This is a genomic window from Thalassobacillus cyri (assembly GCF_900107755.1).
Classification (GTDB): domain Bacteria; phylum Bacillota; class Bacilli; order Bacillales; family Halobacillaceae; genus Thalassobacillus; species Thalassobacillus cyri.
In genome coordinates this window covers 1-14,848 of sequence record NZ_FNQR01000025.1, presented here as the reverse complement: position 1 = coordinate 14,848, position 14,848 = coordinate 1, and the positions used below count along the sequence as shown (strand labels likewise).

12 protein-coding genes, 1 rRNA gene and 1 other annotated feature are annotated in these 14,848 nt (G+C 43.0%); all 13 genes read right to left on the bottom strand.

Features of this window, described 5'->3' with window-relative positions; genetic code table 11:
• The 13 genes from cysS to rrf all read right to left on the bottom strand — a co-directional run bounded on the left by cysS (position 1) and on the right by rrf (position 14,821).
• The gene (gene cysS / locus BLV00_RS20150) at positions 1 to 1,395 is read right to left on the bottom strand and encodes a cysteine--tRNA ligase (RefSeq protein ID WP_093046729.1); all 1,395 of its coding nucleotides are present in this window, start codon (positions 1,393 to 1,395) and stop codon (positions 1 to 3) included.
• On the bottom strand, positions 1,376 to 2,041 hold the full coding sequence (gene cysE / locus BLV00_RS20145; RefSeq protein WP_093046769.1) for a serine O-acetyltransferase: 666 nt from the start codon (positions 2,039 to 2,041) through the stop codon (positions 1,376 to 1,378). The genes cysS and cysE overlap by 20 nt, the downstream gene beginning before the upstream one ends.
• Positions 2,042 to 2,172: 131 nt before the next feature.
• Positions 2,173 to 2,384, bottom strand: a binding site (T-box leader).
• A gap of 59 nt (positions 2,385 to 2,443) precedes the next feature.
• A complete protein-coding gene (gene gltX / locus BLV00_RS20140; protein ID WP_093046728.1) occupies positions 2,444 to 3,913 on the bottom strand; it encodes a glutamate--tRNA ligase in 1,470 nt (489 codons plus the stop codon).
• 81 nt (positions 3,914 to 3,994) lie between these two features.
• On the bottom strand, positions 3,995 to 5,173 hold the full coding sequence (gene ispD, locus BLV00_RS20135) for a 2-C-methyl-D-erythritol 4-phosphate cytidylyltransferase (protein ID WP_093046727.1): 1,179 nt from the start codon (positions 5,171 to 5,173) through the stop codon (positions 3,995 to 3,997).
• Between the two features lie 88 nt (positions 5,174 to 5,261).
• Positions 5,262 to 6,356, bottom strand: a complete 1,095-nt coding sequence (locus BLV00_RS20130) for a PIN/TRAM domain-containing protein (RefSeq protein WP_093046726.1) — start codon at positions 6,354 to 6,356, stop codon at positions 5,262 to 5,264.
• A 156-nt stretch (positions 6,357 to 6,512) separates the two neighbouring features.
• Positions 6,513 to 7,586: a DNA integrity scanning diadenylate cyclase DisA gene (gene disA, locus BLV00_RS20125; RefSeq protein ID WP_093046725.1), complete on the bottom strand. Its 1,074-nt coding sequence runs from the start codon at positions 7,584 to 7,586 to the stop codon at positions 6,513 to 6,515.
• Complete coding sequence (gene radA, locus BLV00_RS20120; protein WP_093046724.1) at positions 7,587 to 8,963, bottom strand: DNA repair protein RadA; 1,377 nt, start codon at positions 8,961 to 8,963, stop codon at positions 7,587 to 7,589.
• A gap of 149 nt (positions 8,964 to 9,112) precedes the next feature.
• A complete protein-coding gene (clpC, locus tag BLV00_RS20115; RefSeq protein ID WP_093046723.1) occupies positions 9,113 to 11,551 on the bottom strand; it encodes an ATP-dependent protease ATP-binding subunit ClpC in 2,439 nt (812 codons plus the stop codon).
• Positions 11,552 to 11,576: 25 nt separating this feature from the next.
• On the bottom strand, positions 11,577 to 12,644 hold the full coding sequence (mcsB, locus tag BLV00_RS20110; RefSeq protein ID WP_093046768.1) for a protein-arginine kinase McsB: 1,068 nt from the start codon (positions 12,642 to 12,644) through the stop codon (positions 11,577 to 11,579).
• Positions 12,644 to 13,186 (bottom strand): protein-arginine kinase activator protein McsA, encoded by a 543-nt coding sequence (gene mcsA, locus BLV00_RS20105; RefSeq protein WP_093046722.1) that lies wholly within the window; start codon positions 13,184 to 13,186, stop codon positions 12,644 to 12,646. The genes mcsB and mcsA overlap by 1 nt, the downstream gene beginning before the upstream one ends.
• Before the next feature lie 21 nt (positions 13,187 to 13,207).
• A complete protein-coding gene (locus BLV00_RS20100) occupies positions 13,208 to 13,675 on the bottom strand; it encodes a CtsR family transcriptional regulator (RefSeq protein ID WP_093046721.1) in 468 nt (155 codons plus the stop codon).
• A 204-nt stretch (positions 13,676 to 13,879) separates the two neighbouring features.
• Positions 13,880 to 14,575, bottom strand: a complete 696-nt coding sequence (locus BLV00_RS20095; RefSeq protein ID WP_093046720.1) for an MgtC/SapB family protein — start codon at positions 14,573 to 14,575, stop codon at positions 13,880 to 13,882.
• 132 nt (positions 14,576 to 14,707) lie between these two features.
• Positions 14,708 to 14,821, bottom strand: a 5S ribosomal RNA gene (gene rrf, locus BLV00_RS20090).
• Between the last annotated feature and the right edge of the window lie 27 nt (positions 14,822 to 14,848).

The window sequence follows — 14,848 nt, the reverse complement described above, 5'->3', positions numbered from 1 at the left end:
TCAACCTCGTTTCCAGCGTGTGCCTTGCGGAGTATCTTCCAAAATGATATTCCTTGCTTTCAAGTCATCTCGGATTTGATCGGCAAGTTCAAAATTACGATTCTTTCTGGCCTCGATACGTTTTTGAATCAACGCTTCGATTTCTTCATCGACCAATTCTTCCTGTTTCAACTCAATACCCAGGATTCCTGTAAGATTAACAAGTGCTTCCTCGAATGCTTCCACTACTTCTGTGGAAGTTTGCTGCGACTGTAAGTAAAGGTTGGCATCTTTCGTCAAATCAAACAGAACAGAGATCGCATTTGCCGTGTTGAAATCATCGTCCATTTCTTCTTCAAACCGCTGTTTATGATCGTTCACTTTACCCAGCCATTCGTTGTGGTCCTGCAAATCTACACTCGCTCTCTTACGGTGCTGCAGATTTTCATAAGCATTTCGGATTCGGTCAAAACTGCTTTTCGCCCCTTCTAATAACGCATCGCTGAAGTTGATCGGATGCCGATAATGGACACTCAACATAAAGAAACGAATGATGTTAGGATCGTGCTTTTGAATCAAGTCATGGGCCAGGACGAAATTCCCTAACGACTTGGACATCTTTTCATTCTCCACGTTAATATATCCGTTGTGCATCCAGTAATTAGCGAATGTCTGGCAATTATGGGCTTCCGATTGAGCGATTTCATTTTCGTGGTGAGGGAAAGTCAAGTCTTGGCCGCCGGCATGAATATCGATCGTTTCTCCTAAATACTTTTTAGCCATCGTCGAGCATTCGATGTGCCAGCCAGGACGGCCTTTACCCCATGGGCTGTCCCATGAAATCTCTCCTGGCTTTGCCTGCTTCCACAATGTGAAGTCGAGAGGGTCTTTTTTCTTTTCCCCCACCTGTATTCTTGCGCCGGTACGCAGTTCCTCGATCGATTGGTGTGAAAGCTTACCATATTCATCAAAGGAACGTGTTTTGAAATAGACATCCCCACCGGATTCATAAGCATGCCCTTTTTCAATCAGCCCTTCGATAAATGCAATGATTTCTGTCATGTTCTCTGTAACACGGGGATGATGGACCGCCTCTTTAACTCCGAATGCTTTGACATCTTCTTTATATGCAGATATGAACCGGTCAGCAATAGTCGGCACTTCTTCTCCCAATTCATTCGCCGCTTTTATCAATTTATCATCAACATCCGTAAAGTTGAGGACGTAGTCTACCTCATACCCTTTATGTTCAAAATACCGGCGCACTGTATCAAATACGATAGCCGGGCGGGCATTCCCGATATGAATGTAGTTATATACGGTTGGACCGCATACATACATTTTAACCTTCCCTTCTTCCAGGGGGGTGAATACCTCTTTGGTTCGCTTAAGGGTATTATAAATTCTTAGTGCCATCGTGAATCGCTCCTTCGCTATCGTCAATCTGTTTTCTTAGCCGCATGATTTCTTCTTCCATCAACTTCAACCGATCATAAACGGGATCAGGAAGCTTATGGTGATCCAAGTCTTTTTCTCTTACTTTTATTCCGTCCTGGATGACGACCCGCCCAGGAATTCCTACGACAGTAGAATTGTCAGGTACATCCTTTAGGACCACAGAACCTGCCCCGACTTTTGAATTCTCCCCAATCGTAATCGAACCGAGCACTTTTGCACCTGTGGCAACAAGAGAATTATCCAACAGTGTAGGGTGCCTTTTTCCTTTTTCTTTTCCTGTCCCGCCAAGAGTAACTCCCTGGAAAATGGTCACATTATCCCCTATTTCACAGGTTTCCCCAATCACTACTCCCATACCATGGTCGATGAAAAAGCGTCGTCCGATCGTTGCTCCCGGATGTATCTCAATCCCTGTAAAGAAACGGCTTACCTGGGATATGACGCGGGCAATGAAGAAAAACTTCCGCTTATAACAAGCATGGGCCACCCTGTGTGACCAAATAGCATGCAACCCGGAATAGGTAAGAATGACTTCAAAATACGTACGAGCAGCCGGGTCTTGATCAAACACGACTTCGACATCTTCCTTGAACATCTTGAACAGCCCCATACTTGACCTCCTAAAATAATATAAGAGAACCTTGGCTTGTCGCCAAGTACTTATGGCCAAAGCCTTTAAACCTTTAACAAAGTTAAACTTTCTAAAGTATAAAAAAGCGCCTCTATGCTTATCAGCACAGAGACGCTTCAGACGCGGTTCCACTCTGTTTGAGAAAGTACCTTTCTCCAACTTGATCCCTGTAACGGGAGAACCCGCTTCCGTCTACTTATTTCGACGAAAGACTCAGAGGGGCATTTCAAAAACAGCCCTTAAAACCACTTTCAGCCATGGTGGTCATCTCTGTGTAAGGAGTCCGTTTTCTACTTTTCCTCATCAACGTTTTATATCATACGTAGCCTTAAATGTATTATTACTATATTACAATCCTGATACTTTGTGAATCAATTAGGCTTCTAGTTTTTTCAGTACATCGTTCAATCGTACCGTTACCGTGTCGATGCCAAGTAAATGAATAGCATCTGGAAGTTCTGGTCCATGCGTCTGTCCTGTCGTAACAACACGGATCGGCATGAATAGCTTTTTACCCTTGTGACCAGTCTCTTTTTGTACCGCTTTGATTTGGGCTTTGATATTCTGAGGGTTTACTTCTTCAAGCTCTGCAAGTTTCTGCTTGAACGTTTCCAGTACTTCAGGAACCTGTTCTCCTTCCAGTACTTCCATCGCTTCACTGTCATACTCTATCTCCTGTTTGAAGAATAACTCTGTCAGTTCGACGATTTCAGAACCGTAGCTTAATTGTTCATGATAAAGGCTGATTAGTTCTAGCGCCCACTTCCGCTCTTCCCCGTCCATATCTTCCGGAAGCCGTCCAGCTTGAATCAAATGAGGCAAAGTAAGGTCGACCACCTGGTCAAAATCAGCTGCTTTGATGTATTGGTTGTTCATCCATTTCAGCTTAGCCGGATCGAATACTGCTGGTGAAGTCGACAGGCGATCAGGGTCGAACATCTGGATAAATTGGTCTTTCGTGAAAATTTCTTCTTCCCCTACTGGAGACCATCCCAGCAACGTAATGAAATTGAATAATGCTTCTGGCAAATAACCAAGATTCTTATACTGTTCGATGAATTGCAGAATATGCTCATCGCGCTTACTCAATTTCTTACGATTTTCATTCAGTATCAAAGTCATATGCCCGAACTTAGGGGGCTCCCATCCGAAAGCATCATAGACCATCATTTGTTTCGGTGTGTTAGAAATATGCTCTTCCCCACGCAGTACATGAGAAATACCCATCAAATGATCATCAATAGCAACAGCGAAATTGTATGTCGGGATGCCGTTTTTCTTCACGATGACCCAATCACCGAAATCACTGGAGTCAAAACTGATATCACCACGTACAATATCATCAAACTTATAGGTATGGTCTTTCGGCACACGAAGTCGGATACTTGGCTCACGCCCTTCCGATTCGAATTGTTCACATTGTTCCTGGGTCAAATTAGCATGTGCACCAGAATATTTAGGCACTTCACCTTTAGCACGCTGCTCTTCACGTTCCTGCTCTAACTCCTCAGCGGTCATATAGCACTTGTATGCAAGGTCGCGCTCTAATAGTTCATCGATATATTCACGGTAAATATCCAGACGTTCCATTTGGCGGTATGGACCGTATTCCCCGCCAATATCGGCACCTTCATCCCACTCGATGCCAAGCCACTTCAAATAATCCAACTGGCTTTTTTCACCGCCTTCGACATTCCGCTTCTCGTCCGTGTCTTCCACCCGGATAATAAATTTCCCATTTAAATGACGCGCATATAAATAATTGAACAATGCTGTTCGAGCATTCCCGATATGAAGATGCCCCGTTGGACTTGGTGCATAACGCACACGTACTTCGTTACTCATAGTATGTTTACCCCTTTCTGATTTCCGCTCCACTAAAGGACGTTCGTTACCTTGTCCTATTTTATCATTTTTTCCTGCTCATTAGTTATCATTCTGCAAAAGAACAACAGCCTGGGCAGCAATTCCTTCACCCCTGCCAGGAAAGCCCAACTTTTCGGTAGTAGTCGCTTTTACGTTAATACGGGGCATATCCGTCGCTAGTAAAGCTGCTATATTTTCTCTGATTTCATCAATATATGGGGCCATTTTCGGAGCCTGGGCAATGACCGTACAATCCAGGTTACCAAGTTGATAGCCTTTTTCTTGTACAAGGCCCCAAACTTGTTGAAGCAATTTGGAGGAATCGGCATCCTTGAACGCTTCATCTGTATCAGGGAAATGTTTCCCGATATCCCCTTCCCCTATCGCGCCTAAACAAGCGTCAGCAATGGTGTGGAGTAATACATCTGCATCGGAATGTCCAAGCAAGCCTTTAGCATGAGGAATTTCCACTCCACCTATGATACATTTTCTCCCTTCGGCCAATTGATGTACATCAAATCCTTGTCCAATCCGAAACATTCCTTCATCCCCTGTCTGGTTGTATTTTGACAGCTGCGACCGTGCTTTTACCTTATCTTCCGGTGTTGTCAATTTCATATTATCATAGCTTCCTTGTACCACCACTACATCTCTCCCCATCCGCTCCACGAGTGAGGCATCATCTGTACCGTAATAACCAGCCGCTTTCGCCTGCTCATGAGCCTGACAGATCAATGGATAGGAAAAGCTTTGCGGTGTCTGGGCAGCCCATAAACTATTCCGTTCAAGTGTCTTCAGTTTATTGTCCTCCCGCTGCTTGATGGTATCTGTAACTGGAACAGCAAGCAAAGCAGCCTGGTGCTGCTGTGTCATTTCCGCTAACTCATGCAAATGCTGGTGTTCTACAAAAGGCCGGGCTCCATCGTGGATGAAGACAGGAATGCTCTTATCTGAAACATACCGGAGTCCTTCGTAAACACTATCCTGACGTTCTTTACCTCCTTCAGCAAACCGGATCGTTGTGTGGAAGGGGTAGAACTTGACCAAAGACTGCATGCTTTCTTGTTCATTTTTATTAATGACCAAAATGATTTCCTTGCACCACTCATCTGTTTCGAAAACAGATAAAGTATGTATAATCAGCGGTTTATCTTCCAGCAGCAGAAACTGTTTATTTCTTCCTGCTTTCATCCGCTTCCCTTGGCCAGCCGCAAGCACTATGGCTGTATAGTTGATCATCATGCATCCATCCTAACCGTTTGTAAACAACAAAAGCGATAACATATCTGTTATCACTTTTGTTTTTCCTTATTTGTTTATACCCTTTTTATAAGGCTTTTTCAAGTGGTTTAGGTTTAGCAAAAATCATCCGCCCGGCGGATGTCTGTAAGACACTGGTGACAATGACATCGATGGTTTCGCCAATGTAATTCTTGCCTTCTTCGACAACAATCATGGTACCATCATCCAGATATGCCACTCCCTGATTCTGCTCCTTACCATCTTTGATCACCTGGATTTTCATTTCTTCCCCAGGCAGTACAACGGGCTTGACGGCATTAGCAAGGTCATTGATATTCAATACTGCCACGTTTTGAAACTCACACACTTTATTCAAATTAAAATCGTTTGTGACGACAACCCCATTCATCACCTTAGCAAGCTTCACGAGTTTACTGTCTACTTCCTGGATTTCTTCAAAGTCGCCTTCATAAATTTCAACATTGACAGGCAGATCTTTCTGAAGCCGGTTCAGTATATCCAGCCCTCGTCGTCCTCGATTCCGCTTCAACCCATCAGAAGAGTCGGCAATATGCTGGAGCTCTTCGAGCACAAATTGCGGAATAACAATCGTTCCCTCAAGAAAGCTAGTTTGACAGATATCAGCTATCCGTCCATCAATGATCACACTTGTATCCAATATTTTCGGTTTAGGGATCTCTGCAGACTGATCAGAACAGCCCTCTTCTTCCGGCCTTTTCTTTTCTCTTTTTCCCGTGTTATTAAATAAGGCCAGTATCTCATCTTTCCGCTTAAAACCTACCTGGAACCCGAAGTACCCAAGGAAAAAGGTCAAGAAAATCGGCACAACCTGACTGACAACCTGGATTTGGATATCCTGAATAATCATGTTGATCAAAAATGCAATAACCAGACCGATAATCAAACCGAAACTTCCTAATAACAAATCAGCCAGCGGGGCTTTGACGAGCGTATCTTCAAACCACCTTAATAAATTCACAATAGGATCAACCAGCCAAAATGTTAATAAAAATAATATAAGTGCTCCTATAACAGCGCCCACATAAGCAGATTGTACCCAGCCCTGGTCAGTAAAAAGCTTCATCAAGTCAGGAATATACAAATACCCTAATGTAGCACCTGCAATAATAATAAATAATTGCACAATTCTTTTAAGCACTCTGTTCACCTCCTAGCCAACAGTATGACCAAAATTGGGTTACGATAACCATGAAATCTTCAACTAAATATATATTTTCTAAGTTAGCACAATTTACAAATATAGTCAATTTTTTAACGTAAAATTTTACCACACGGACAAGATGTATGTCAAACCTTAAATATGCCTGTCTACAAACAATTGTTCCTGCACACGATCCAGGCCATCTCTTATTTTGCTTGCACGAACATCACCAATACCATCGACCTTAACTAAGTCTTTAGTAGAAGCCATCACTATATTATTAAGGGTCGTAAAACGTTCTACAAGATGTTCAATAATCAATGGGGGAAGTCGAGGAATCTTTTTCAAAATACGATACCCTCTTGGTATGATGGAATCCTGTATTTTTTGAGTAGCAGGGTATCCAAGCAGTTTAAGAATCTGCTCTCCTGACATTAATTCAGAATCTGTAGCTTCTTGCATTTTCTTCAGTAAATAGGAAGGTTCATAATCTGGATTTTTACTGTAATCCTTGAGAAGAAGTGTAGCTTCTTCTTCAATATTGGACACCAGTTCAGTCAATTGCAGTTGGACCAGTCGCCCTTCAGTTCCCAGTTCATTAGCGTAATTCAGTATCTCTGTCTTGATACGAAGCACCATTTCAATACGATGAATGACCTGAATTACCTCTGAAAAGGTGACCATCTCTTCGAATTCAAGAGCGCCAAGATTTGTAATCCCCTGATCCAGTACTTTTTTATACTTCTCAAGCGTCTGAATGGCTTGGTTTGCCTTAGTCAATATGACCCCGATGTCTTTTAACGAATACCGTAAACTTCCTTTGTACAGGGTAATGACATTTCTCCGCTGTGAGATGGCGATGACCAGATGACCGGTCTGCTTAGCCACCCGTTCAGCAGTTCGATGTCGCATTCCCGTCTCAGTAGAAGTGATGTTAGAATCCGGAATCAATTGAGCGTTAGCATATAAAATATATTCGCCTTCATCATCCAGTATGATAGCCCCATCCATTTTAGCCAGCTCATACAAATGGGCAGGGGTGAAAACAGAGTGGATATGAAAACCGCCATCGACGATATTTTGCATCTTTTCATCATATCCTACCACGATCAGTCCGCCAGTGTTCGCTCGCAGGACATTATCAATCCCTTCACGAATTGGAGTCCCTGGAGCGACAAACTGCAGTATGTCACCGATTACGGACTCTTTCATTTCATGCCATTCCATCTACCTCTCTCCTAACGTCACGTTTAATGCTTCTTGTACGGTGTTTACTCCTATTACGTTAATATTAGCTGGAGGCGTCCAGCCATCAAGATTTTTTTGAGGAATGATTACACGCTTAAAGCCAAGTTTTGCGGCCTCTTGTATACGTTGTTCAATACGGGCGACACGACGGATCTCACCCGTCAGTCCTACTTCCCCTACCACGACATCGTCAGCTTTAGAAGCCTGATTACGGAAGCTCGAAGCAATACTGATAGCGACAGCCAGATCAATAGCCGGCTCGTCCAGCTTCACTCCACCCGCTACCTTTAAATAAGCGTCCTGATTCTGCAGGAGGAGACCTACCCGTTTTTCCAGCACAGCCATCAGTAATGGTACACGGTTGTGATCCAGCCCAGTAGCCATACGTCTAGGATTTCCGAAAGTGGTAGGAGAGATGAGCGCTTGAATTTCTACTAAAACAGGCCTTGTCCCCTCCATGGAAGCTACAATCGTTGATCCGGCAGCACCCTGGGATCGTTCTTCCAAAAAGATTTCCGAAGGATTATCGACCTCTTCCAATCCCTTTTCTTTCATTTCAAAAATACCCATCTCATGTGTACTGCCAAAACGATTCTTTACCCCTCGCAAGATTCGGAAAGTGTGGTGCTGTTCCCCTTCAAAATATAAAACCGCATCTACCATATGTTCTAACAGTCTCGGTCCGGCGATGGAACCTTCTTTTGTTACATGCCCTACAATAAATATCGGGATTCCTTTACTTTTTGCCACTCGCATCAACTCACTGGTACATTCACGAACTTGGGAAACACTGCCTGGAGCGGAGGTTACTTCTTCCCGGTAAATCGTCTGGATTGAGTCGATGACCACAAATTTCGGTTCAATCGATTCAATCTGATTGACCACTTCTACCAAGTTTGTTTCCGGGAGGACGTAAAGTTCTTCCGAATTAATTGACAGCCGGTCAGCCCTTAATTTTGTCTGACGTGCTGATTCCTCCCCGGATATATATAAAACCGGCATTCCTTTGTCGGCTAGTTGTGAAGATACTTGCAATAACAAAGTTGACTTACCAATTCCCGGATCTCCCCCTATTAAAACCAGGGAACCCGGAACAATCCCGCCGCCGAGCACACGATTCAACTCGGGCATATTGGTGGTGATGCGGGGCTCTTTTTCAGAATGGATGGCAGTGATTTTTTCTGGCTTTTTTGAGCCACTGCCACTGTCTGCCTGGAATACGTGGCGTGATGGATCCTTTGAAACTACCTCTTCTACTAAGGTATTCCATTGATGACAGGCCGGGCATTTGCCCATCCATTTCGCTGATTCATAACCGCATTCCTGGCAAACAAATTTACTTTTCTTTTTTGCCAAGGTGATCTCCCCTTACTTCAATTATTGTATACGAAAATGATTATGAGAAAGTTACATAGAAGCTAAACTTTTTTAAATATCCATAATGAAAGCATAGCGAAAACAGAAAAAAATCGGAAGGCAAACACCTTCCGATTTTTAAAATACTGTTATTTGGCATGAACGACAAATTTATCTTCGTCGCTAATATCGATATCTACTTTCTGCCCTTTTTCAATATTTTCTTTCAATAGTTCTTCAGATAATAGATCCTCGACATTTTTCTGGATCGAACGGCGCAAAGGACGTGCACCATATTCTGGATCGAACCCTTCGCTGGCAATTTTTTCGATTGCCTTTTGAGATAAGGTGAAGTCAATATCTTGTTCTTTGAGACGCTTACGCAGCTCCTCAGCCATAAGCGTTACAATGTCTGTCATGTGTTTTCTCTCCAGAGAATGGAAGACAATTGTCTCATCAATACGGTTCAAGAATTCTGGACGGAATGCTTTCTTCAATTCATCCAGAACTTTAGATTTCATATCAGCATGACTTTGATCCTCATCGCCCAGACTGAACCCAACGAATTTATTGCGTTTCAACTCTTGGGCGCCTACGTTGGAAGTCATAATCAGAACAGTATTACGGAAGTCGACGACACGTCCTTTGGAATCTGTCAGTCGTCCATCTTCTAATACTTGTAATAGGATATTGAACACTTCTGGATGAGCTTTTTCAATTTCATCCAATAACACGACAGAATATGGCTTACGGCGAACTTTTTCTGTCAACTGTCCACCTTCTTCATGGCCGACATATCCTGGAGGTGAACCTACCAGACGAGACGTACTGTGTTTTTCCATATATTCAGACATATCAATGCGGATCATAGCATCCTCGTCGCCAAACATGGTTTCAGCAAGAGCGCGGGCAAGTTCTGTTTTACCCACCCCAGTCGGTCCTAAGAAAATGAAGGAACCAATCGGACGTTTCGGATCTTTCAAGCCGGCGCGGGCACGGCGAATGGCTTTGGAAATGGATTTCACCGCTTCTTCCTGCCCGATTACACGTTTGTGAAGCGTATCTTCCATGTGTAGCAGACGCTCGCTTTCATCTTTCGCCAGCTTAGACACTGGAACACCGGTCCAGGTAGAAACGACCGCTGCGATGTCTTCTGTAGATACTTCGGAGCTTTCCTGGCCTTGCTTTTCTTTCCATTCATTTTTAGTCTGCTCCAGTTCATCACGTAGACGCTGTTCACTATCTCGAAGGGAAGCCGCTTTTTCAAACTCTTGCCCTTGAACCGCTGCATCTTTTTCTTTTCGGACTTCTTCCAGTTTTTGCTCCAATTCTTTAAGATTTGGCGGAGCTGTATAAGACTGCAGGCGAACTTTGGAAGCAGCTTCATCAATCAGGTCAATTGCTTTATCCGGTAGGAAACGATCCGTAATATACCGGTCAGATAGCTTGACTGCAGACTCGATCGCCTCATCCGTAATAGTTACTCGATGATGGGCTTCGTAGCGGTCGCGGAGTCCTTGTAAAATTTGAACCGATTCTTCTGAAGTCGGCTCATCCACTTGAATCGGCTGGAAACGTCGTTCAAGTGCGGCATCCTTCTCGATATATTTACGATATTCATCCAGTGTAGTGGCACCGATACATTGCAATTCTCCGCGAGCCAGTGACGGCTTAAGGATATTAGAAGCATCAATCGCACCTTCTGCACCACCTGCACCAATCAACGTATGCAATTCGTCAATAAATAAAATAATGTTGTTGGCCTGACGGATTTCTTCCATCACTTTTTTCAAACGGTCTTCGAACTCACCACGATATTTAGTTCCAGCAACCACTGTCCCCATATCGAGCGTCATCACTCGTTTATCACGAAGGATCTCAGGAACTTCATTACTGATGATCTGTTGTGCTAATCCTTCTGCTATAGCGGTTTTACCAACACCAGGCTCACCGATAAGAACTGGATTGTTCTTGGTACGTCGGCTTAGTACTTGGATGACACGTTCGATTTCTTTTCCACGGCCGATGACCGGATCGATATTTCCTTCTTTAGCAATTGCCGTTAAATCCCGGGCCAAAGAATCGAGCGTTGGTGTGTTGGCATTGGCAGCCTGGCTGGAACCGCCTCGGCGGTTCTGCCCGTTTGATGATTCATTGTTGCCCAGCAGCTGCAGAACTTGCTGACGAGCCTTATTCAGGCTTACACCTAAGTTATTCAATACACGGGCTGCAACACCTTCTCCTTCCCGAATCAATCCTAGAAGGATATGCTCGGTTCCAACGTAAGAGTGACCCAGCTTTCTTGCTTCATCCATTGATAATTCGATCACCTTTTTAGCACGTGGTGTATAATGAATGGTTTGAGAAACCTTTTCGCCACGGCCAATCAACTGTTCTACCTCACCTTGGATTTTTTCTGCCTCTAAGCCTAATGCGGTTAAAGCTTTCGCAGCAATACCCTCTCCTTCACGTACTAAACCTAGAAGGATATGCTCGGTTCCAATATTATTATGACCTAGTCGTACTGCTTCTTCTTGTGCAAGTGCTAACACTTTTTGTGCTCTTTCTGTAAATCGCCCAAACATCATGGGACATAACCTCCTCATTAATAGTTTACTGTTTTTCTAGTTGTATTCGCTCTCGTATCAGCGATGCTCTTCGTATATCTCTTTGGTCCGGTGTCAGTGTTTCCTGAGCGTATTGTTGTAAAAAACCCGGTTGTGTCAAAATCATCAGCTCATTCAATATATTATTAGATATATTCTTAATAAAACCTAAATCGATACCAAGACGAACATCAGACAAACATTTTGCTGCTTCTTTAGACTCAATAATTCGGCTGTTCTTTAGAACTCCATAAGAACGGAACACCCGGTCTTCCAGCTGAAGACCAGAACGCTGCATCAATGTGTCACGTGCCCGCCGTTCTTGATCGATCAACTGTCTTACCACACTTTGCAAATCTTCAACAATATCATCTTCTGATTTACCAAGGGTAATCTGATTGGAAATTTGAAAAATATTGCCTAAAGCTTCGCTTCCTTCTCCATAGATGCCCCTTACTACCAGGCCCAGCTGATTGATAGCAGGAATCATACGGTTCACTTGTTGGGTCATTGCCAGCGCAGGAAGGTGCATCATAACAGAAGCACGCATCCCTGTGCCAACATTTGTAGGACAAGCGGTCAAATAGCCACGCTTTTCATCAAATGCATAATTTATTTTTTCTTCCAGCCAGTCATCCAGTTCTGAAGCCCGTTTTAAGGCTTGTTCTAATTGAAAGCCGGGGTAATATAATTGGATGCGAAGATGATCCTCTTCATTAATCATGACCGATATCTGCTCATTCTCGGAAATCAACGCTGCAGAATGGTCGGATTGCTCAGCAAGATGAGGACTGATCAGATGCTTTTCTACCAATACCCGTTTTTCAATAGGTTTAAGATTGTTCATTGGCACTAATTCAAAGTTTTTATATTCCTTAAATGATTGATGGGCGAATTCCTGATCAAAAAAATCAAGAATCGGTTTCAGGTCCTCTTCTTTAGCGATAATCGGAAAAGTCACTTGAGCGAAATTTCTCGCCAGCCTAATCCGACTACTTAAAACAATGTCACTATCAGGACCTTCTTCTTTCATCCAGGGGCTAATCGCTTCATTCATGAAATTCTGAAGAGACATCATCCATCCCCCCCTTGCTCATTTTGAAGCTGTTTATCCAGTTTACGAATTTGATCACGTACCTTTGCCGCTTCTTCAAATTCCTCTTTTTCAATTAATTGATGCAACAGATGTTTTTTTTGTTCAACTTCTTTTCTTAAGTGAAGGTTTCCACCTTCACGCTTTGGAATTTTACCATTATGCTCGGTGTTGCCACTGTGTACCCGGCGGAAAATCGGATTAAGTTTATCATCAAACGTCTTATAACATTCTGCACACCCGAATTTACCGATTCTCGTAAATTCTTGATAGGTGATGCCACATTTAGGGCATTGCAGCTGTTGGGCTGGCGGCGTGGACGACGGCGCTGTCCCGTTGCCAAGAGAAGATGCATGATCAAAGTTGAATAAGCCAGATAGTAAGTCATTTAATGAAAAAGAACTTTCGCCATAACCTTTTTCTTTGGCACATTGCTCACATACGTGGACTTCCGTTTTGTCTCCATTGATCACTTTTGTCAAATGGACGGTTGCCGGCCGTTGATGACATTCTTGGCACTCCATCTTAACTCCTCCCCTTTCCCTTTATGACATTTTATACCTCAGGGTAGTTAACATCGCAGTCAATATTTTCGATCTTACCTCATCACGTAATGGCAGTTGAAATGCCAACACCTCACGAGTCATTGCACTTACCATCAGCTTAGCTTCCCGCTCCGTGATAATTTCGTCTTCCAGTAATCGTTCAATTATGTCAATGGCAGCAGTCTGCGTCACTTTCGGCTGGATGATTTCTAAAATTTCGTCTAAAAGTTTCGTATCATCCTGATGTTTGACCCGCATTATACGGATATAACCTCCGCCGCCACGTTTACTTTCTACTATATAACCTTTTTCCACAGTAAATCTAGTCTTAATCACATAGTTGATTTGAGAGGGAACACATTGAAACTGTTCTGCTATTTCGCTGCGTTTGATCTCAATGACTTCTTGTTGATTAGCCTCAAGTATCTGTTTTAAATATGCTTCAATGATGTCGGATATATTCCGCATCTTCCCTCCTCCTCTTTTGACTTTGACTATCTTTGACTTTAATTTTATTATACTCAAAATTTTTCGAGACGCAACTAAAAAGTTTATAATTTTTACCTACCATCCATGTTCCCCTAAACCAAGGGATTTTAAAACAACGATTTATAGGTGATTATGTAGAAAAAAGCCGTACTACAGTAATGCAGTACAGCTTAAGATGAAAAGTCATGTTTTTCGCTCATATACCAATTTGACATGATTTATTTTAGAAAGACAATCAAATAAGACAGCTTGATCAAACTTTTGTCCTCTTTCCATTTCTATAAAGAGCGTGCGTTCTCCTGTCCGATCGTTTTCAATCGACAAACGTTTCACGTTAATTCCGAAATCATCAAAAGTAGCGACGACCTCTCCCATATTCACTTCTTCATCTACAATCAAACGTACAAAATTCCTTCCCCGGCCAGCCATTATTTTCTCTTCTATTTGGTTTAACACTACCAGGCTGAGCAGCACTAAGATAGTAGTTAAAATGGCCGCATCATACATACCAGCCCCAATTACTAATCCTATTGCAGCTACCGTCCATATCGAAGCTGCTGTAGTTAATCCTTTGATGGTCATACCATTGACAATGATCGTGCCTGCACCTAGAAAACCAATACCACTGATAACATAAGAAGGGATCCTTGCAGGGTCGAAACGGACATTTTTATATGCATCCATAAATGACTCAAAACCGTATAAGGATAAGAGCATCATTAAACACGCTCCTACTCCGACTAATATGTGAGTCCTGAAACCAGCGGAATGGTTTTTCAGCTCCCGTTCAAAGCCAATTAATCCAGATAAAAAGAGTGCAATTAACAGCCGGACTAAAAATATGTCAAAATCATCATCTAAGAATGTTATAGCTTCCATTACCAGAATCCACCTCCAACTACAGTACATATACTGATTATATATAAGTATGAATAGTATAGCATTGTATGCATGTTTTTTTAAAATACAAAGAAACCCGGAAGCCTTGGAAGACTTCCGGGTTTCTTGATTGCCTAGCGGCGTCCTACTCTCACGGGGATAAACCCGACTACCATCGGCGCTGGAGAGCTTAACTGCTGTGTTCGGCATGGGAACAGGTGTGACCTCTCCGCTATCGCCACTAGACCTTGATTATGCAATTGAGGTAAACCC